Source organism: Simplicispira metamorpha, assembly GCF_004341365.1.
In the GTDB taxonomy this organism is placed as follows: Bacteria; Pseudomonadota; Gammaproteobacteria; order Burkholderiales; family Burkholderiaceae_C; genus Simplicispira; species Simplicispira metamorpha.
Genome location: NZ_SLXH01000021.1, coordinates 1 through 19,340, shown reverse-complemented (window position 1 = coordinate 19,340; position 19,340 = coordinate 1). Strand labels below are relative to the sequence as shown.

Sequence of the window (19,340 nt, the reverse complement as noted above, 5' to 3'; positions counted from 1 at the left end):
GCTAGCAGCTATCATTTTTTGACGTGCAAGCCGCATTCCTTCGCATCCTCGCTTTCCCACCACCAGCGGCCGGCGCGGAAGTCCTCGCCCAGGCTGATGGCGCGGGTGCAGGGCGCGCAGCCGATGCTGGGGAAGAACTGGTCGTGCAGCGGGTTGTAGTCCACTTGGTTCTCGGCGATGTAGTGCCAGACGTCGCCCAGCGTCCAGTCAGCCAGCGGGTTGAACTTGGTCAGCCCCTTGCTGGCGACCTCGGCGGTGTCCACCAGCGGCACCTCGGCGCGGGCGTTGGATTGCTCGCGGCGCAGGCCGGTGATCCAGCCTTGCTTGCCCGCCAGCGCGCGCGCCAGCGGCTCCATCTTGCGGATGTGGCAGCACTGTTTGCGCAGCTCGATGCTGCGGTACATGGCGTCCTGGCCGTTCTGGCGCACAAACTCGATCACGCCATCGAACGCAGGCTTGTAAACCACGATGGGCGCGCGCGAGTGCGCTTGCGTGCGCTCCAGCAGGGCCAGGGTTTCGGTGTGCAGCGCGCCGGTGTCCAGCACAAACACGGGGATGTCCAGGGCCAGCGCGTTGATGAGGTGGGTGATGACCACATCTTCAGCGCCCAGGCTGGAGGCCTGCGTGACCGCACCCGGCGCGCCCAGGGCGGCGGCCTGGCGCAGCACGGCGCGGGTTTGCTCCAGCTTGGCGGCAAAGTCGGCGCTGGCGCGGGCATGGACGGCGGTGGCTTTGGCAGCGGCGCCGCGCGCAGAAAGCAGGCTGCTGGTCATCATGGTTCCAGAGAAAAAATGGGCTTGGGCTGCACGGCGTCGGCCTGGTAAAAGCCCTGAAAGCGCTCGAACTGGCGCTGCGCGTCGGCGGCGTCCACGCCTTCTTTCAGCACCGCTGAGCTGAAACCGGTGCGCTGCATTTGCACCAGCTGGTCGATCAGCACATCGCCCGTGGCGCGGATGTCGCCCGCAAAGCCCCGGCGGCGGCGCAGCAAATAGGCCTGGCTGAAGGCGCGGCCATCGGTGAAGTTGGGAAAGTGCAAATCGACGCGCACCACGCCGTCCAGCGGCAGGGTCAGGGCGTCGGCATCGTTGGCCAGGGCCACGGTGGTGGCATCGCCCTCGGCGGGGGCGGTGTGGCTGGCAGCGGCAAGAATCTGGAAGTTCATAAAGCGATCCACAGGGGTTGTCAGGCGGCGGCAGGCACTGGCGCCGGGGTGCGCACAGCGTTGGCGGCCTGCTTGAAAGGCTCCAGGCCGACGCGGCGCACGGTGTCGATCAAGGGCTCGAAGGGCTGGCGCTGGTCGCGGTAGGTGGTGAGCACGGCCTCGATCACATCGGGCACTTCGGCGGCCGAGAACGAGGGGCCAATCACCTTGCCCGCACCCGGCGCGCCCGACAGCTTGGAGCCGTCCGAGCCGCCCAGCGTGATCTGGTACCACTCCTTGCCGTCTTTATCCACGCCCAGGATGCCGATGTGGCCGCTGTGGTGGTGGCCGCAGGAGTTGATGCAGCCGCTGATGTGCAGGTCGATTTCGCCCAGGTCGTCCAGCTCGTCCAGGTCTTGGTAGCGCTGGGTGATGGCTTCGGCCAGGGGCAGGCTGCGGGCGTTGGCCAGAGCGCAGAAGTCGCCGCCGGGGCAGGCAATCATGTCGGTCAGCAGCTGCACGTTGGCACTGGCCAGGCCCAGGGCTTTGGCCTCTTGCCACAGCGCAAACAGTTGGCTGCCATGCACCCAGGGCAGCAGCACGTTCTGGTCGTGCGTCACGCGGGCCTCGCCGGCGGAGTATTTGTCCACCAGCGCGGCCAGGGCGTCGAGCTGGTCGGCGCTGGCGTCGCCCGGCGACTGGCCCACGCGCTTGAACGACAGCGTGACGGCGCGCAGCTGCGGGTTTTGGTGGGCGTGGACGTTGCGCGCCAGCCAGCGGGCAAACTCGGGGCGCTCGGTGCCCAGGGCTTCGAGCTGCGCCTCCAGCCGGGCGGGTTCCACGTCGGGCAGATCGGCCAGCACGGGCGGCACAAAGCAGGCGGCCACGCGGTCGAGTTCGGCCTGCGGAATGGTGTGCGGGCCGCCGTCCACTTCGACGATCTGGCGGAACTCTTCTTCCACGGCGTCAAAGTAGCCCTGGCCTTCGGCCTTGACCAGAATTTTGATGCGCGCTTTGTATTTGTTGTCGCGGCGGCCATGCTCGTTGTACACGCGCACGATGGCCTCGATGTAATTCATGATCTGGTTCCAGGGCAGGAACTCGCGGATCACGGTGCTGATGACGGGCGTGCGGCCCATGCCGCCGCCCACCGATACCTGAAAACCCACCTCGCCCGCCGCGTTTTTCAGCAGCTTCAGGCCCACGTCATGCCAGGCGCTGGCGGCGCGGTCTTCCGTGGCGCCGGTGATGGCGATCTTGAACTTGCGCGGCAAAAAGGCGAACTCGGGGTGCAGCGTGGTCCACTGGCGGATGATTTCGGCGTAGGGGCGCGGATCGACCACTTCATCGATGGCCACCCCGGCCAGCGCGTCGGTGGTGGTGTTGCGGATGCAGTTGCCGCTGGTCTGGATGCCGTGCATATCGACACTGGCCAGCAAATCCATCACATCAGCGCTTTTAGACAGCGGAATCCAGTTGAACTGCACGTTGGTGCGGGTGGTGAAGTGGGCGCAGTTTTTGGGCAAAAAGGTGGTGCCCAGCTTGCCCTGGCCTTCCATCGCCGTTTTGAACACTTCGGCTTCGGGCTCGTCGTACTCGCGGGCGATGGTGGCCAGCACGCGCAGCTGGCGGCTGGCAATCTCGCCATAGGGCACGGCCACGCGCAGCATGGGTGCGTAGCGCTGCACATACCAGCCGTTTTGCAGGCGCAGCGGACGGAAGTCGTCTTCGCTGAGCTTGCCGGTTTGCCAGCGCTGCAATTGGTCACGGAATTGGTCGGCGCGCAGGCGCACGAACTGTTGGTCAAAGTCGGTGTATTGGTACATAAGGCAAAACTCAAATCAAAACCAGTTTGGCGCCTGCCCAGGCAAGCAGCACGGAAAGCGCCGAGCGGATCAGCCGCTCCGGGGCGCGCGAGACTAAACGAGAGCCCAGCCAGATGCCCGGCAGCGAGCCCGCCAGCAGCAGCGCCAGCAGGCTCCAGTCCACCGAGCCCAGCGAGGCGTGGCCCAGGCCCGCCACCAGCGTCAGCGGCACGGCGTAGGCGATATCGGCGCCAATCACCCGGGGCAGCGGCAGCAGTGGGTACACCAGTAGCAGCACCGTGACGCCCACCGCGCCCGCGCCCACCGAGGTGAACGTGACCAGCGTGCCAATCACCGCACCCAGCAGCACCGGCAGGCTCCAGTGGCGCGGCTGCGTGGCCAGGGCGGGGTTGGCCAGGCGGGCGGCGTGGTCGATGGCGTGTTTGGCCTTGGAGAAGGCAAACACCTTGTACAGCGTGGCCGCCGCCGTCAGCAGCAGCGCCACGCCCAGGGTGGTGGTCATGATGTGCTGCGCTTGCGCGCTGGCCGGGCCGAGGTACTTCAGTAGCCACAAGGCAGCGAAAGCCGCCGGGATGCTGCCCGCGCACAACATGCCCACCACGCGCCAGGGCACCAGCCGCTGGCGCGCCAGGCTGACGGTGCCGCCCATTTTGGTGAAGGCGGCAAACAGCAGGTCGGTGCCAATGGCCATGTGCGGCTTGACGCCAAAGAAAAAGATCAGGATGGGCGTCATCAGCGAGCCCCCGCCCACGCCGGTCAAACCGACGATCAGGCCCACACAAAAGCCAGCAAATATGAACGCGAAATCAGGCATGGCGCTGAATGTAGGGGGGCTGCATATAAAAACAAACGATTGTTTTGTTCTCCCAATATGTGAATTTGGTTATTTGAAAATCGAGGATAGCGCTGGGAAGGGCTTTGTCTTTGATGCCAAAAATGCCTCCAGCGCCCGACTGGTGGGCGCAAGCAGCTATGAATAAAGTAGCATTTTGTGCGCAGCGTTCTACCGTCGGTGGTGCATTCAAAATGCATAGCTGCTTGCGCTTACTGCGCAAGGGCTAGAGGCCAATTTGACCCCTGTTTTTGGCGGGCGCTGCTGTGTCGCCCCGCGCTGGCTTGTCCATCCGCGCAGTATCCAGCGCCTGGGCCAGCTTGCTGTCCAGCGGCAGGGGTTCGCCGTGCAGGCGGGCGGCCAGCAGCTCGCCGCACAGCAGGGCCAGCGTCAGGCCGCGCGCGCCCATGGCGGTGCTGACCCACAGGCCGGGCAGCGCCTGCGCATCGACCGGGCCGACCAGCGGCAGGCGGTCGGGGCTGGCGCAGCGGATACCGGCCCAGTGGCGCAGGCTGGGGGGCAGGGGCGCTGCGTCTGCGGGGGCGGCGTGTGGCGCTGGCTCCTGCGCTGGTGGTTGCGCTGGTGGTTGCGCTGGCGTGGGTGTCGGCAGGGTCGTCCACGGCAAGGCGCTGCCGGGCAGCAGGGCTTGCAGTTTGCCCAGGTTGTGGTGGTGTGCGGCGGCTTGCTCCGGGGCTGCGGGCGGCCAGACACTGGCCGGGCCGCGCTCAAAGGTGGAACCCGCAATCCATGACATATCTGCCGCAGCGGTTGCGGGCGCGGCACCGGTCTGGGCGGGCGCTGGATCGGGCCAGACAAAGGCGGGCACGGCGTTGCCATGGCCGTTGACCGGGAAGGCCGGGCCTGGCCAGGGCAGGTCGGCCTGGCGCGCGCCGGTGACCTGGCCGCGCACGATGCCCAGCGGCCAGCGGGCCAGGGCGGGGTCGGTCTGGGCCAGCAGCTGCGGGCTGCCAAAACCAGTGGCCACCACCACCAGCGGGGCGCTGGCCAGCACGCGGCCCTGGGCGTCCAGGGCTTGCCACAGGTCGGCGCTGGAGTTGGCAACGCGCACCAGCCGGGCCACGGCCTGCCCGCCGTGAAACTGCACGCCCGGCTGGGCCAGCAAGGCCTGCACCAGCCGCGCGGGCCGAATCCAGCCGCCGCGCCGGTGCCAGGTGGCGCCCACGCCCGGCGCGATGCCCAGGGCTGCACGCACCACGTCGGGGGCAGCGTGGCTCCAGTCGGCGCCGGGGCCAGCGTCCCAGTCGGTGGGCAGGCCGCGTTTGCCATCCACGTGGTGTTGCAGCACGCCGCTGGGTTGCCAGTCCGTGCCTTCTTGCAGGTACTGGGCGGCGGCTTGCAGCGTGGCGCGCACGCCGCTGCGCGACAGGCGCGATACCACGCTGTCATCGACCGAGACATGGGGCGCAAACACCCCCGCTGGCAGGCCCGAGGCACCGGCTGCCGGTGCGTCACCTTGGTCGAGCACCTGCACCTGCCAGCCGCGCCGTGCCAGGCTGGCAGCCACAGCAGCACCGGCCAGGCCCGCGCCAATGACGATGCAGCGCGCGGGTGTGCCGGTGCCAGGTGTTGCACTGGCGCCGGGCGCAGGGGTGGCCCCGGGCGCGGCACTGGCTGTATGGGCAGCGCTGGCCGCCTGCGCCTGGCGCGGCTCCCAGCGCGGGTCGAAGGTGGCGTGCAGGTTGTCGCGCTTGGGCGGCACACCGGGCACTTTGGCCACGGTGAAGCCGCACTGCGCCAGGTCGTCGCGCACGGCGCGCGCCACCGTCCAGGTGGCCAGGCGCGTGCCGCGCCGGCAGCAGCGCGCCACGGCCTTGAGCGTGTGCAGGCTCCACACCTCGGGGTTGCGCTGGGGGCTGAAGCCATCCAGGTACACCGAGTCCACCGTCCAGTCCTGCTGGCGCAAGAGCGTTTGCGCATCGCCAATGCACAGCGTCAGCAGCACCTGGCCGCCATCGAGGGCGATGCGGTGGATGCCCGGCAGCAGCCCCCAGTAGTGGCGGTGCAGCTCCTGGGTCAGTGGCGCCAGTGCGGGATGGACGCGGGTGGCCCGCAGCAGGTCGTCTGCGGCCACGGGCCAGGCTTCGAGCGAGACAAAGTGCAGCAGCTGGGGGCGCTGCGGGTCGGCGCGCCAGGCGGCCCAGGTGGTGAGGAAGTTCAGGCCAAAGCCAAAGCCGGTTTCCAGAATGCGCCACTGCGGCTGATGGGCCCAGGCCGCTGGCAGGCCGCAGCCGTGCAAAAACACCTCGCGCGCCTGCGCCAGACCGCCTTGTTCGCTGTGGTAGCGGTCGCCAAAGCGGGGGCTGTAGGGCGTGCCGTCGTCCAGCCAGTCCAGGGGTTCGGCCATAGGGGGTATTCCGAGAGTAAAGACCACGAAAAAGGCGCCGCAAAGGGCGCCCGTGAGGGGGAGAGGCGGGCAGCGCGCTCAGGCCCCGCCGTGCTGGCAGGGCGCGCGCACCGGGCTCAGGCGCTGGGCGGCACGTAGCCCTGCACGGTGTCGGCGCCGCCGCCAAAGAAGTGCTGCTCCATCTGGCGCGCCAGGTACTGGCGGGCGCGCGCATCGGCCAGGTTCAGGCGGTTCTCGTTGACCAGCATGGTCTGGTGCTTGAGCCAGGCCGCCCAGGCCTCTTTGCTGACGTTTTCCCACAGGCGTTTGCCCAGATCACCGGGATAGGGAGGGAAATCAAGGCCCTCGGCTTCTTTTCCGAGCTTGATGCATTGAACCATTCGTGCCATGGGGTGGTGTTTCTTTAGATGTTTGGGTAATTAAAAACTGAAAACTCAGTCGTTCCAGTTTTGATGGGCGGCTTTCAGAATCCATCCATCGCATTTTCAGACCCCCGGAGTTACCCCCATGAGCCTTCGCCGCCACTTTATCAAGATTCCCCTGGCCACCGCGCTGGTGGGTGGTTTGGCCCTGACCGCATTGCCGTCGTTGGCGCAACAGCCGCTGACGCTGCTCAACGTCTCGTATGACCCCACCCGCGAGCTGTACGTGGAGTTCAACCAGGCGTTTGCCAGGCACTGGAAGGCCACCAGCGGCCAGGATGTGGTCATCCAGCAGTCGCACGGCGGCTCGGGCAAGCAGGCGCGCTCGGTGATCGACGGGCTGGCCGCCGACGTGGCCACGCTGGCCCTGGCGGGCGACACCGACGCACTGCGCAACAGCGGCCAGCTCATTCCCAAAGACTGGCAAAAGCGCCTGCCGCACAACAGCTCGCCCTACACCTCCACCATCGTGCTGGTGGTGCGCAAGGGCAATCCCAAGGCCATCAAGGACTGGGACGATCTGGTCAAGCCCGGCGTCAGCGTGATCACGCCCAACCCCAAAACCTCGGGCGGCGCGCGCTGGAATTATTTGGCCGCGTGGGAGTTTGCCAAGCGCAAATACGGTGGGGATGCCAAAGCCAAAGACTTTGTGCAAAAGCTCTACGCCAACGTGCCGGTGCTCGACACCGGGGCGCGCGGCTCGTCCATCACCTTCTCGCAGCGCGGCCAGGGCGATGTGTTCATCTCCTGGGAGAACGAGGCTTACCTGCTCAAGAAAGAGTTTGGCGACAAGATCGACATCGTCGCGCCCAGCATCAGCATCCTGGCCGAGCCTGCCGTCACCGTGGTCGATAAGAACGTGGACAAAAAAGGCACCCGCACCGTGGCCGAGGCTTATCTGAAGTACCTCTACAGCGAAGAGGGCCAGGACATTGCGGGCAAGCATTTCTACCGCCCCGCCGTGTCGGAAAAAGCCCGGGCCAAGTACGCCGCCCAGTTCCCCAAGCTCAATCTGTTCACCATCGACGACGCCTTTGGCGGCTGGGAGCAGGCGGCCAAAGTCCACTTTGCCGATGGCGGCAGCTTTGACCAGATTTACGCGCGCAAGTAAAGCGCGCCGTACCCGCCTATTCACGCAAAGGTGTATCCATGTCTGCCTTGTTGATTGCCGGAAGCCCCTCGGAGCGCTCGCGCTCGGCGGCTTTGCTCGATGCCGTTGCGCTGCGCCTGAGTGCGCAGGGCGCATTGGTTGATCGCATCCATATCCGCAACCTCTCGCCCCAAGCGCTGGTGCTGGCCGATTTTGGCCACCGCAGCATCACTCAGGCCATTGAGCAAGTGGCCGCCGCGCGCGTGCTGGTGGTGGCCACGCCGGTCTATAAGGCCGCTTACAGCGGCGTGCTCAAGGTGTTTCTGGACTTGCTGCCGCAAACGGCGCTCAAGGGCAAAACCGTGCTGCCCCTGGCCACAGGCGGCAGCCCGCACCACATGCTGGCGCTGGACTACGCACTGCGCCCGGTGCTGCAGTCGCTGGGTGCGCGACACATCCTGCCCGGTATTTACGCCACCGACGCCCAGGTGGCGCTCACGCCCGAAGGCGCCTACACCCTGGACGCCGACATCGCCGCCCGCCTGGACGAAGCCACCCACACCCTGCTCACCGAAACCCTGCGCCCGCCGCCTGCGCAATCGGGCCGGTTTGCGCCCGTGGCGTTTTCGCAGGTGCAGTGCAGCGTCTGAGCACCACCGCAGATTTTTTACTCCCCCCACCGCACCCACCACCCAGGAGGCTCCCATGGCTGTACCCATGCCCTTTGTCTTGCACCAACGTTTGCAGCGCGTGCTGTGCGTCACGGCCATGGCCTGGGGCCTGAGCGCGCAGGCCCGCACCCCCGTGGCGCGCGCTCCCCGGGGCGGCTTTGCGATTTCTTGCTGATTTTTTGGGTTTTTTGCGGCTTTTCGCAGACTTTTTCAACGGACTTTTCAAGGAGAAAACCATGTCCATTCAAGCCATCAACGTGCGCAACCAGTTCAAGGGCAAAGTGCGCGAAATCATTCGCGGCGATGTTGTCTCGGAGGTCGATGTGGAGACGCCCTGGGGCATCGTCACCTCGGTCATCACCACCCGCTCGGTGGACAGCCTGGGCCTGACCATCGGCTCGGACGTGGTGGCGCTGGTCAAGTCCACCGAGGTGTCTATCGCCAAGCTGTGAGGCTGGGTTTTTGAGGCCAAATCGGCCTCCAGCCCTTACAGGTTGGGCGCAAGCAGCTATTTTTTCAGTAGCGTTTTTCAGAACCAGGCTTGGGCCTGGTTTTTTTCTGGGCGGGTGGTCAGTGGCCGCAAGCGGTAGTTGACGCTGCGTGGCGGTACAGCAGGGTGCGAGGGCGCAAGCAGCTATGCTTTTCTTCTCTTCACCAGCCAACGAAACCGCCATGAACGCCATGGAACCACCATGCTGGATTGACCTTGACACCCCTCGCCTGGGGTATGCGTTATGAGCCTCAGCGTGGTGCCGCCCGCTGACTACGGCGACTTTTTGCACGAAGTCAAAGTGCAAATCCGCCAGCGCCAATACCAAGCCCTGCGCGCGGCCAACAAGGAGTTGCTGACTTTGTATTGGTGGCTGGGGGAGGTTATTTGTCGCAAGCAAGCCGAGCAAGGCTGGGCAAAGCTGTGGTCGAAACCTTGGCCCGTGATTTGCAAGTGGAGTTTCCGGGGCGCAACGGGTTTTCTTCCCAAAACTTGTGGTTGATGCGGCAGTTTTTCAACGAATACAGCGACAAGCCAAAACTGCAACCGCTGGTTGCAGAAATCAATTGGGCTAAAAACCTGCTCATCATGGCCCGATGTTGGGCGGTTTGGCGGCGGATGAGGGGGCGTAACCGCGCCATCGGGATGGCGCGGCGGGGTGGGGCGCTGCCTTACGCTGCCTTGGCCAGCGGCACGGCGTAGCGGCTGGCCGGGCGCTCCAGTCCCAGGTTTTCGCGCAGGGTGGTGCCCTCGTAGGCGGTGCGGAACAGGCCGCGCTTTTGCAGCTCGGGCACCACCAAATCGACAAACTCGTTGAGCGACTGCGGCAGCACCGGCGGCATGACGTTGAAGCCGTCGCAGGCACCGTTTTCAAGCCATTCCTGCATCTTGTCGGCAATGGTTTGTGGCGTGCCGATCACCACCCAGTGGCCGCGCGCACCGGCCAGGTATTCGTACAGCTGGCGCACGGTGAGTTTGTCGCGCCGGGCCAGCTCCAGCACCACGTGGGCGCGGCTGTTGATGCCCTTGGGCGGCTCGGGGATGTAGGGCGGCGGGGCGTCCAGGTTCCACTTCGTCAGGTCTTCGCCCGGCCAGAAGGGCACCAGCGTGGCCAGGCCCACGCTGGGGTGGATCAGCGCTTGCAGCTCGGCCCACTTGGCCTGGGCTTCTTCCTCGGTGCGGCCAATCACGGTGGAGATGCCGGGCAGCACCAGCAGTTGCTCGGGGCGGCGGCCATATTTGGCCAGGCGGCCCTTCACGTCCTGGTAGAACGCTTTGGCCTCGGCCAGGCTCGTCCACGCGGTGAAGATGGCTTCGGCGCTGGCGGCGGCCAGCTCTTTGCCGTCCTCGGACGAGCCCGCCTGCACGATCACCGGGTGGCCCTGCGGTGGGCGCTCGATGTTCAGCGGGCCTTTCACCTTCAGGTGCTTGCCGATGTGGTTGAGCGTGTGCAGCTTGTCGGGGTCAAAGGCCACGCCGCTGGCTTTGTCGCGCGTGAAGGCGTCGTCGTCAAAGCTGTCCCACAGGCCCTTGACCACATCGACGAATTCATGCGCTTTTTCATAGCGGGTGGCGGGGTCGGGGTGGGCCTCGTAGCCAAAATTGCCATAGACATCTTCGGCGCTGGTGGTGACCACGTTCCAGGCGGCACGGCCCTTGCTGATGTGGTCGAGCGAGGCAAATTTGCGCGCCAGCAAAAACGGGTCTTCGTAGGTGGTGGAGGCGGTGGCGACAAAGCCGATGTGCTTGGTGACGGCCGACAGCGCCGCCCACAGCGTCACGGGCTCGAAGTGCGAGACGCGGCCCTGGCGGCTGAAGGATTCTTTGTCGCCCTTGTGCCAGACGCCGGGGCTGTCGGCCACAAACACCTGGTCGAACAGGCCGCGCTCTGCTGTTTGCGCCAAGGCGATGTAGTGGTCGATATTGACCCCGGCGTCGGCCTGCGCGCCGGGGTGGCGCCAGGCGGCAATGTGGTGGCCCGTGGGCATGATGAAGGCGCCCAGGCGCAGTTGGCGTTGGGGGGTGGTCATAGGGTTTTTCTCCGGTGTGGGGTGGCTGGCGCTGCGCTGGTGCTCAGAAGGTTTGCGGCGCGGTGATGGTGATGCGGTGCAGCTTGCGGTGTGCCGGGAAGTAGTCGCCCACGGCGTAGTGCTGGGTGGAGCGGTTGTCCCACACGGCCAGCGTGCCCTCTTGCCAGCGCAGGCGGGCCTGGAATTCAGGCACCTGCGCCAGCGCAAACAGTTGGCTCAGCAGCGCATCGCTTTGTGCGCGTGGCAGGCCCTTGATGTGGCTGGTGAAGGTGCTGTTGACGTACAAAATCTTTTTCCCCGTGATGGGGTGGGTACGCACCACCGGGTGCTCCACGGGCGGGTATTTGGCGCGCGCTTCGCGCAGCTGCTCGCCGCTGGCGTCCTTGTTCAGCAGGTACTCCGTCCAGTTGCTGATTTCCCAGGTGTGTACGGCGGTGAGCGTCTCCAGGTAGGCCTGGAACGCGGGCGGCAGGCTGGCGTAAGCGGCGGTCAGGCTGCTCCAGATGGTGTCGCCGCCGTGGGGCGGAATCACCTGCACATACAGGCTGGTGCCCAGCGGCGGCTGCTCGCGCCAGGTGATGTCGGCGTGCCAGTTGTTGGCCGCCTTGGGGCGCTGCGCCGTGCTCTCGACGATCTCGATTTCCGGGTGGCTCTCCAGCCGGGGGAAGAAGGCTTTGACCTCGGCCACGCCGCCAAACGTGCGGGTGAAGGCCACATGCTGCGCCGGCGTCAGGTGCTGGCCGCGAAAGAAGATGACTTCGTGTGCGGCCAGGGCGTGGCGCAGCTCGGCCTGCGTGGTTTCGTCCAGCGGCTGGCCCAGGTCCAGGCCGTGGATGACGGCGCCAATGGTGGGTGTGTAGGGCTCGGCCACAAAGCGGGTGTAGGGCTGGGCCAGATCGTTGAGTTGGGACATGCAAGGTGCTCCTGAAGTTGCGGGGTGTATCGACAGGAATGGACTCTAGGCAGGCCCCTGCGCCGCGCGAACGAAGCAGTTCGCATATCGATAGTTGGGCTGCGCCTTACTACTGCGGGGTGGCAGCTCATGCGCAAAACATCTTTGTCGTTGCTCATGCTTTTTTATTCTTTATTGATTTTAAAAAACTGTTCTACATTCATTTCAGTTATTAAAAATCGCAATGGAGGTCGAGCATGAAACCCTGGAAAACCCTTTGGCTGGCGGCACTGTCGCTGTCACTGAGCGCCGTGGCGCCCGCACAAGCACAGGCGCCAGAGCCGTTGAAAGTCATCCGCATCGGCGTGGCCACGGGCGGCGTGGGCAGCAACCCGGTGCGCCACGGCGGCACCTCGACGGCGCTGGCCTACACCGATGGCGTGCTGGAAGAAGAATTCAAGAAAGACGGCGTGAAGGTCGAGTGGACGTTCTTCAAAGGCGCAGGCCCGGCGGTGAACGAGGCGCTGGTCAACCAGCAGTTGGACTTTGCCTGGCAGGGCGATTTGCCCTCCATCGTCCACCGGGCGGGCGATGTCAAAACCAAAATCATTCTGGGCAGCGGCGTGCGCACGGGCCTGTACTTGGCGGTGCAGCCCGACTCGGGCATCCAGCGCATTGAAGACTTGAAGGGCAAGCGGGTGGCGGTGTTTAAGGGCACCAACCTGCACCTGGCCGCCGCACGCGCGCTGGCCAGCAAGGGCCTGAAAGAGCGCGATCTCAAACTCATCAACCTGGATTTGCCCACCTCGCAGGCGGCCCTGGCCAGCAAAGATGTGGATGCCGTGTTTGGCTACGTCGGCCTGTTTGACCTGCGCGACAAGGGCCTGGCCAAAGTGATCTGGTCGGCCGCAGAAGACTCTTACCAATACACCCGCCAGACGGTGTTGCTGGTCACCGACGCCTTTGCCCAGCGCCACCCGCAGGCGGTGCAGCGCGTGGTCAATGCGGTGGTCAAAACCACGCACCAGTATTCCGACGAGAACCGCCGCGCCGAGCTGTTTGCCCAGTGGGGTAAAACCGAATACCCCGAGAAAGTCTGGCGCGAGGATTTTGTCGGCCAGCCGCTGCGCGTGCGCCTGTCGCCGCTGCTCGACCCGTTCCTGGTGGGCATCTACAAAGACTCGGCTGAGCAAGCCTTGCAGCTCAAGCTGATCCGCAAAAAGCCCGAGATCGACTCCTGGTTTGACCGCCGCTACCTGAACACTGCGCTCAAAGAGTTGCAGCTGGAAGGCTACTGGCCCAGCTACGCCGCCGACGGCAAGTTGCAAACCCGTTGACCCGCCACCGCGCAAGGAGTGATGCCATGTGGATCAACCATTGGATTGCTGTGGCCACGGGGGGCAGTGTTCCTCCAGGCGCCGCTGCGGGTGTTGGAGCGCAGGCCGCCGCGCCGACCCGGCAGCCCCGCCGGGGCGCAGGCCACTGGAACTGGCGCTGGCTGTGGGCCTGGCCTTTTCCGCTGGCGGTGCTGGCGTTGTGGCAACTGTCGGCGGTCAACGGCTGGGTGCCCGACCAGGTGCTGCCACCGCCGGGCGTGGTGTTTTCCACCTTTGCCGACATGGCCGCCAGCGGCGAGCTGTGGAGCCACCTGTCCATCAGCCTGGTGCGGGTGTTCAGCGGCTTTGGCATCGGCCTGGCCGCCGGGCTGCTGCTGGGCGCGGCCATGGGCTTGTCGCCCACGGTGCGGGACTACGTGTTTCCGCTGTTCAAGGCGTTCAGCCAGGTGCCGGTGATTGGCTGGCTGCCGCTGCTCATGCTGCTGGTGGGCATTGACGAGGCGCTGAAGTTCTTGCTCATTGCCAAGGCCGCGCTGGTGCCGGTGGCCATCAACACCTGCCAGGGCATTCAAAGCGTGCCCAACCGTTTTGTCGAGGTGGCCAAGGTCTATGGCTTTACCCGCTGGCAGATGCTGACCAAAGTGGTCTTCCCCGCCGCCACGGCGCCCATCTGGAACGGCGTGCGCTACGGCCTCACCCACGCCTGGCTGGCGCTGGTGGTGGTGGAGCTGCTGGCCTCGTCCGAGGGCGTGGGCTTTTTGATTGTGTATGGCCGCCAGTTGTTTCAGCTCGATGTGGTGCTGGCAGCGGTGCTGGCCGTGGGCATCGTCGGGCTGGCGCTGGACAAGGTGCTGGCGCGCACGGAATCGTGGTTGCTGCGCTGGCGCAGGCCCGGGCTGTGAGGAGGGGGCTGAATATGTCGAGTTTGGTACAGAACAAAGTGTTGATCCCCAAGCGCCTGCGCGGCTGGGTGCTGCCGCTGGCGCTGCTGGCCCTGTGGTGGGCGGCGGTGGCCTCGGGCTGGAGCACCTCGGCGCTGCTGGTGTCGCCGGTGGCGGTGTGGGAGCGCGGCGCCCAGCAGGTGGCCAGCGGCGAGCTGTGGGTGGCGCTGTCGGCCAGCCTGTGGCGCAACGCCTGGGGCTTTGCCATTGGCGCCAGCGCCGGGCTGGTGTTTGGCGCGCTGCTGGGCGGATCGCGCTGGTTTGACCGGCTCATTGGCCCGTCATTCCACACCCTCAAGCAGATTTCGCTGTTTGCCTGGATTCCGATGCTGTCGATGTGGTTTGGCCTGGGCGACGCGGCCAAGATCGCCTTCATCGCCATGGCGGCGTTCTTTCCGGTGGTGCTGAATACCTTTGAGGGCATCCGCAGCGTGCCGCGCGAATTCATCGAGGTGGCGCGGGTGTACGAGTTCAGCACCTGGCAGCTGCTGCGCCGGGTGGTGGCGCCTGCGGCGGCGCCGTCCATCTTCACCGGCATCCACCTCTCGCTCATCTACACCTGGCTGGCCACGCTGGGCGCCGAGTACCTGCTGGCCTCGGGCAAGGGCATTGGCAACACCCTGATCGACGGGCGCGAGCATTTCTGGATGGACTTGGTGCTGTTTGGCGTGGTCGTGATCGGGCTGGTCGGGTTCATCTTGAACTGGCTGCTCGGCACGCTGGAAAAGCGCCTGCTGGCCTGGCGCGACCGCACCCTCGCAAGTTACTGATAAATACAAGGAAACCCACCATGGCACACGCCGGAACCCTGCGCATCCAAGCGCTGAACAAGCAGTACGAAGTCAAGGGCGAAGTGCTGCCCGTGCTGCAAAACATCGATTTGACGATTGCGCCGGGCGAGTTCGTCAGCATCGTCGGCTCCAGCGGCTGCGGCAAATCGACGCTGTTGCGCCTCATCATCGGCCTGGAGGGCGACTACCAGGGCGACATCCTGCTCGACGGCCAGCGCATCACCGGCACCAGCCTGAACCGGGGCATCGTGTTCCAGGAGCATCGGCTGTTTCCGTGGCTCACGGTCGAGAAAAACGTGGCCCTGGGCCTGCTCAACTCGAATCTGACCGAGGGCCAGCGGCGCGAGACGGTGCGCGAACACATCGCGCTGGTGGGCCTGAACGGTTTTGAAACCGCCTACCCGCACCAGCTCTCGGGCGGCATGTCGCAGCGCGTGGCCATTGCGCGGGCGCTGGTCAACCGGCCCGACATTTTGTTGCTGGACGAGCCCTTCGGCGCCCTGGACGCCATGACCCGCGCCCACTTGCAGCAAGAGCTGCTGCGCATCTGGCGGCAGGAAAACATCACCATGATTTTGGTCACGCACGACGTGGAAGAGGCCGTGTACCTGGGCGACAAGGTGGTGGTGATGGAGCCGCGCCCGGGCCGCATCCGCCGCACCGTGCCCGTGGGGCTGGCGCACCCGCGTGAGCGCACCTCATACGCCTTCACCGCCGTCAAAGACGATGTGCTGAAAGAGTTTGCCGGCCACCCCGCCGCCGAGCTGGCCGAGCCACCGCTCAAGCGCGATGCCGAGCTGGCCCCGGCCACGCAATGGCAGTTTGCGATTTAAAGCATCAAAACGGCCTCCAGCGCCCGCACAGTGGGCACTAGTAGCTATCAAAAAAATAGTAATTGTTGATTTCAATTGGTGTACTGAACCATGAACAATCCCATTTTTTCGTTTGTGCCCGGGGTGCAACGCCGCTCTGTGCTGCTGGCCGGTGCCGCGTTGGCGGCCGCCCCGGTGCTGCGCGCGCAAACGCCCGCCAAGGTCATCCGCATTGGCTCGCCCGACCTGGGCACGGCGGGCAAGCCCTTTCCGGGCGGCAGCGTGACGGCGGTGCTGCACGCCAACCGCTGGCTGGAAGAAGAATTTGCCCCAGATGGCATCAAGGTGGAATGGAGTTTCTTCCGGGGCGCTGGCCCGGCGGTGCACGAGGCGCTGTCGGCCAAGCAGTTGGACGTGGTGGCGTTGGCCGATCTGGCCTCGGTGATTGGCCGTGCGCGCGGCCTGCCCACACGCCTGATTGCGGCCTCCGGGCGCGGCAGCAACAGCTACCTGGCCACGGCGCCAGGCGTGTCCGTGAAAACGGTGGCCGACCTCAAGGGCAAGCGCGTCACGGTGCTCAAGGGCACGGCCTACCAGCGCCCGTTTGACAACCTGCTGGCCAGCGCGGGCCTGACCGAAAAAGACGTCAAGCTCATCAACATGGACTGGCCCAGCTCCAAGGCCGCCCTGGTGGCCGGGCAGATTGACGCCACTTTTGGCGGCCCCGATCTGTTCTTGCTCCAGCCCAAGGGCGTGGGCATTGCGCTGAGCACCAAAGGGCTGGGGCCTGCCTACACCATCCAGTCGGGCCTGTTGGCCACGCAGGACTTCTTGTCCGGCCAACCCCAGCTGGCACAGCGCCTGGTGGTGCAGATGGTGCGGGCTGCGCACTGGGCATCGCAGGAAGGCAACCGCGAGGCGCTGATCCAGCTGTTTGCCGACCGCAGTGGCAGCCCCGAGGTGGCTTTCCGCGAAGAGCTGGCGGGCGAACGTCTGGCCAGCCGGTTCTCGCCGCTGCTGGACGAGGGCTTGATTGCCAGTTACCAGGGCGTGCTCAACGATGGCCTCAAGCACGGTTTGCTGCGCCAGGGTTTTGATGTGCCCACCTGGTTTGAGCCCGGTTTGGTGCAGCAGGCCGTCAAAACACTGAAGCTGGACAACCAGTGGCCAGAAACCGATGCCAGCGGCAAGCTGAAAGGCAAGGCATGAGCAGCACCACCACCGCCCCCAACATCATTTTTATCCTGGCCGATGACCTGGGCTGGGCCGACCTGAGTGTGTACGGCCAGACCGACTTCCAGACGCCGCACCTCGATGCCTTGGCCGCCCAGGGCGTGCGCTTTACGCAGGCCTATGCCAACTCGGCGGTGTGCTCGGCCACGCGCTTTGCCTTGATCACCGGGCGCTACCAGTACCGCCTGCGCGGCGGGCTGGAAGAGCCCCTGGTGCGCACCGCGCACAAATACGGCCTGCCGCCCGAGCACCCCACGCTGCCCTCGCTGTTGCAGGGTGCCGGCTACGAGACGGCACTGATCGGCAAATGGCACCTGGGCAATCTGCCCACGTTCGGCCCGCTGAAAAGCGGCTACCAGCACTTTTTTGGTAACTACGGCGGCGCGATCGATTACTTCACGCACAAGCCCCGCGTGGGCGAGGCCGTGGCGCGCGACCTGTATGAAGGCGAGGTGCCGGTGGAGCGCGTGGGCTACTACACCCAGCTGCTGGCCGATGAGGCCTCGAACTGGATACGCCAGCAAAGCGCGGCCAAACCCTTCTTGCTGTCGCTGCACTTCACGGCGCCGCACTGGCCCTGGGTGGGGCCGGAAGACGAAGCAGTCTCGCGCAACCTCACCGACATTTTTCACTACGACGGCGGCAATCTGCACACCTACGCCAAGATGGTGCGTTCACTCGACGCGGCCGTGGGCCAGGTCTTACAGACGCTGCAAGCGCAGGGCCTGAGCGACAACACCATCGTGGTGTTCAGCAGCGACAACGGCGGCGAGCGCTTTGCCAAAACCTGGCCCTTTACCGGGCAAAAAACCGAGTTGCTCGAAGGTGGCATCCGCGTGCCCACGTTGCTGCGCTGGCCTGCGCGCCTGAAGCCCCAGGTCAGCGAGCAAGTCACCATCACCATGGACTGGTTGCCCACGCTGCTGGCCGCAGCCGGTGTGGCGCCCGACGCACGCTACCCGTCTGACGGCGAGAACATCCTGCCCGTGCTCGAAGGCCAGGCGCCGGTACACGAGCGCACGCTGTTCTGGCGCTACAAAGCCCAGCGCCAGCGCGCCGCCCGCGACGGGCGCTGGAAGTACCTGAAGATCAACGACAACGAATTTTTGTTCGACGTGGAAACCGACACCCTGGAGCGTGCCAACCTGCGCCACCAGCAGCCAGCGGTGTTTGCGCGCCTGCGCCAGGCCTGGGCGGATTGGAATGCGCAGTTCTTGCCCATCACCGACGAGGTCATCACGCATGGCCTCTCGCCCGACATCCAGGCCGACCGCTATGCGCCGGATTTGGCCACGCGTGGCATGTAAGCCCATTGTTGGAAAAAAGTGCCTCCAGCGCCCGCACATTGGGCGCTAGCAGCTATCAAAAGAAGAGTAATTGAGCCCCGGTGTGCCGGGGGTTTGCACCGCCATGAACTTTCAGCAACTGCGCTCCGTGCGCGAAGCCGCCCGCCGGGGCTTCAACCTGACCGAGGTGGCGGCCATGCTGCACACCTCGCAGCCCGGCGTGAGCCGCCAAATCCGTGAACTCGAAGAAGAACTGGGCGTGGACATTTTTGTGCGCGCGGGCAAGCGCCTGACGGGCATGACGCCGCCGGGCCAGGCGCTGCTGCCCATCGTGGAGCGCCTGCTGCTGGAGGCCGACAACCTCAAGCGCGCGGGCAGCGATTTTTGTGCCAGCGAGGAAGGGCGCCTGTCGATTGCCGCCACGCACTCGCAGGCGCGCTACGCGCTGCCGCAGGTGGTGCGGGATTTTCGGGTGCTGTTTCCCAAAGTGGGCCTGCACCTGCACCAGGGCTCGCCCCGCCAGGTGGCCGAGATGCTGCTCTCGGGCGAGGCCGACATCGGTGTGGCCACCGAGGCGCTGGCGGGCTACGACGCGCTGGTCACGTTGCCGTGCTACCGCTGGACGCACAGCATCGTCGTGCCGCCGGGCCACCCGCTGCTGGAGGGCGCCGAGCCGCCCACGCTGGAGCAGCTGGCGCGCTACCCCATCATCACCTACGAGCTGGGCTACACGGGCCGCGCGCACATCGACGCGGCCTTTGCCCGCGCGGGCCTGGCACCCGACATCGTGCTCAGCGCCATGGATGCCGACGTCATCAAAACCTATGTGGAGCTGGGCATGGGCGTGGGCATCGTGGCCTCGATTGCCGTGGATGCCGAGCGCGACCGCCACCTGCGCCTGTTGGACGCGGGCCATTTGTTCGAGGTCAACCTCACGCGGCTGGGCCTGCGCCGGGGTGCCTGGCTGCGCGGCTACGCCTATCGGTTTATCGAGAGCTTTGTGCCCACCCTCACGCGCGAGGTGGTAGACCGGGCGCTGGCCAGCGCTGCTGTTGTGGCCCGTTAGGGAATATCTTCAGGCTTCTAAGAACCACCCCTTTCAAGGTGTTTCCCGCCCAGCCTTGATAACCCGCGCGGTTGCCACATGCGAGCGAGCGAGGCTGCCGTCCACGAACCCTTTG

General features: G+C 65.6%; 21 protein-coding genes. 13 read left to right on the top strand and 8 right to left on the bottom strand.

The window, feature by feature from the left end:
* Window positions 1–11: 11 nt before the first annotated feature.
* Genes EV674_RS11780 through EV674_RS11765 form a run of 4 tightly spaced genes read right to left on the bottom strand, consistent with a single transcriptional unit; the run spans window position 12 to window position 3,781 of the window.
* Window positions 12–776: a phosphoadenylyl-sulfate reductase gene (locus EV674_RS11780; protein ID WP_119013499.1), complete on the bottom strand. Its 765-nt coding sequence runs from the start codon at window positions 774–776 to the stop codon at window positions 12–14.
* Window positions 773–1,162, bottom strand: coding sequence for a DUF934 domain-containing protein (locus tag EV674_RS11775; RefSeq protein ID WP_119013498.1), 390 nt, complete (start codon window positions 1,160–1,162; stop codon window positions 773–775). The genes EV674_RS11780 and EV674_RS11775 overlap by 4 nt, the downstream gene beginning before the upstream one ends.
* Before the next feature lie 20 nt (window positions 1,163–1,182).
* Entirely contained in the window at window positions 1,183–2,967 is a 1,785-nt protein-coding gene (locus tag EV674_RS11770) for a nitrite/sulfite reductase (protein WP_119013497.1), read from the bottom strand.
* A gap of 10 nt (window positions 2,968–2,977) precedes the next feature.
* A complete protein-coding gene (locus tag EV674_RS11765) occupies window positions 2,978–3,781 on the bottom strand; it encodes a sulfite exporter TauE/SafE family protein (RefSeq protein WP_119013496.1) in 804 nt (267 codons plus the stop codon).
* Here EV674_RS11765 and EV674_RS11760 point away from each other — a divergent pair.
* The gene (locus tag EV674_RS11760; RefSeq protein ID WP_132750439.1) at window positions 3,762–3,947 is read left to right on the top strand and encodes a hypothetical protein; all 186 of its coding nucleotides are present in this window, start codon (window positions 3,762–3,764) and stop codon (window positions 3,945–3,947) included. The two genes, EV674_RS11765 and EV674_RS11760, sit on opposite strands and share 20 nt — an antisense overlap.
* Before the next feature lie 78 nt (window positions 3,948–4,025).
* Here the strand turns inward: EV674_RS11760 and mnmC2 are convergent, their stop codons facing one another.
* Both mnmC2 and EV674_RS11750 read right to left on the bottom strand, forming a co-directional pair.
* Complete coding sequence (mnmC2, locus tag EV674_RS11755; RefSeq protein WP_119013495.1) at window positions 4,026–6,164, bottom strand: tRNA (5-methylaminomethyl-2-thiouridine)(34)-methyltransferase MnmC2; 2,139 nt, start codon at window positions 6,162–6,164, stop codon at window positions 4,026–4,028.
* 116 nt (window positions 6,165–6,280) lie between these two features.
* On the bottom strand, window positions 6,281–6,553 hold the full coding sequence (locus EV674_RS11750) for an oxidative damage protection protein (protein ID WP_119013494.1): 273 nt from the start codon (window positions 6,551–6,553) through the stop codon (window positions 6,281–6,283).
* Window positions 6,554–6,671: 118 nt separating this feature from the next.
* Between EV674_RS11750 and EV674_RS11745 the strand changes: the two genes are divergently transcribed.
* The 5 genes from EV674_RS11745 (at window position 6,672) to EV674_RS11730 (ending at window position 9,539) form a co-directional block, all read left to right on the top strand.
* Window positions 6,672–7,697, top strand: coding sequence for a sulfate ABC transporter substrate-binding protein (locus EV674_RS11745; protein WP_119013493.1), 1,026 nt, complete (start codon window positions 6,672–6,674; stop codon window positions 7,695–7,697).
* A gap of 38 nt (window positions 7,698–7,735) precedes the next feature.
* Window positions 7,736–8,326, top strand: a complete 591-nt coding sequence (ssuE, locus tag EV674_RS11740) for an NADPH-dependent FMN reductase (RefSeq protein WP_119013492.1) — start codon at window positions 7,736–7,738, stop codon at window positions 8,324–8,326.
* A gap of 55 nt (window positions 8,327–8,381) precedes the next feature.
* Window positions 8,382–8,522 (top strand): hypothetical protein, encoded by a 141-nt coding sequence (locus tag EV674_RS17410; protein ID WP_165887095.1) that lies wholly within the window; start codon window positions 8,382–8,384, stop codon window positions 8,520–8,522.
* A gap of 61 nt (window positions 8,523–8,583) precedes the next feature.
* Window positions 8,584–8,799: a TOBE domain-containing protein gene (locus EV674_RS11735; protein WP_119013539.1), complete on the top strand. Its 216-nt coding sequence runs from the start codon at window positions 8,584–8,586 to the stop codon at window positions 8,797–8,799.
* A gap of 425 nt (window positions 8,800–9,224) precedes the next feature.
* A complete protein-coding gene (locus tag EV674_RS11730; RefSeq protein WP_243647382.1) occupies window positions 9,225–9,539 on the top strand; it encodes a DUF1016 N-terminal domain-containing protein in 315 nt (104 codons plus the stop codon).
* Here EV674_RS11730 and EV674_RS11725 read toward each other — a convergent pair.
* Both EV674_RS11725 and EV674_RS11720 read right to left on the bottom strand, forming a co-directional pair.
* Entirely contained in the window at window positions 9,509–10,867 is a 1,359-nt protein-coding gene (locus EV674_RS11725) for an LLM class flavin-dependent oxidoreductase (RefSeq protein ID WP_165887094.1), read from the bottom strand. The genes EV674_RS11730 and EV674_RS11725 overlap by 31 nt on opposite strands.
* A gap of 43 nt (window positions 10,868–10,910) precedes the next feature.
* Window positions 10,911–11,780 (bottom strand): TauD/TfdA dioxygenase family protein, encoded by an 870-nt coding sequence (locus tag EV674_RS11720; protein WP_119013491.1) that lies wholly within the window; start codon window positions 11,778–11,780, stop codon window positions 10,911–10,913.
* A 236-nt stretch (window positions 11,781–12,016) separates the two neighbouring features.
* Between EV674_RS11720 and EV674_RS11715 the strand changes: the two genes are divergently transcribed.
* From EV674_RS11715 to EV674_RS11685, 7 genes are all read left to right on the top strand, one after another.
* Complete coding sequence (locus tag EV674_RS11715) at window positions 12,017–13,096, top strand: ABC transporter substrate-binding protein (RefSeq protein ID WP_119013490.1); 1,080 nt, start codon at window positions 12,017–12,019, stop codon at window positions 13,094–13,096.
* 26 nt (window positions 13,097–13,122) lie between these two features.
* Window positions 13,123–13,998, top strand: coding sequence for an ABC transporter permease (locus EV674_RS11710; protein ID WP_193552692.1), 876 nt, complete (start codon window positions 13,123–13,125; stop codon window positions 13,996–13,998).
* 14 nt (window positions 13,999–14,012) lie between these two features.
* Entirely contained in the window at window positions 14,013–14,807 is a 795-nt protein-coding gene (locus tag EV674_RS11705; RefSeq protein ID WP_119013489.1) for an ABC transporter permease, read from the top strand.
* Window positions 14,808–14,827: 20 nt separating this feature from the next.
* Window positions 14,828–15,661, top strand: coding sequence for an ABC transporter ATP-binding protein (locus tag EV674_RS11700; protein ID WP_119013488.1), 834 nt, complete (start codon window positions 14,828–14,830; stop codon window positions 15,659–15,661).
* A 90-nt stretch (window positions 15,662–15,751) separates the two neighbouring features.
* Window positions 15,752–16,849: an ABC transporter substrate-binding protein gene (locus EV674_RS11695; protein ID WP_119013487.1), complete on the top strand. Its 1,098-nt coding sequence runs from the start codon at window positions 15,752–15,754 to the stop codon at window positions 16,847–16,849.
* Window positions 16,846–18,180 (top strand): sulfatase family protein, encoded by a 1,335-nt coding sequence (locus EV674_RS11690; RefSeq protein ID WP_119013486.1) that lies wholly within the window; start codon window positions 16,846–16,848, stop codon window positions 18,178–18,180. The genes EV674_RS11695 and EV674_RS11690 overlap by 4 nt, the downstream gene beginning before the upstream one ends.
* 103 nt (window positions 18,181–18,283) lie before the next feature.
* Window positions 18,284–19,225 carry a CysB family HTH-type transcriptional regulator gene (locus tag EV674_RS11685; RefSeq protein ID WP_119013485.1) on the top strand — a complete coding sequence of 314 codons (942 nt, stop codon included), beginning with the start codon at window positions 18,284–18,286 and terminating at the stop codon, window positions 19,223–19,225.
* Window positions 19,226–19,340 lie beyond the last annotated feature (115 nt).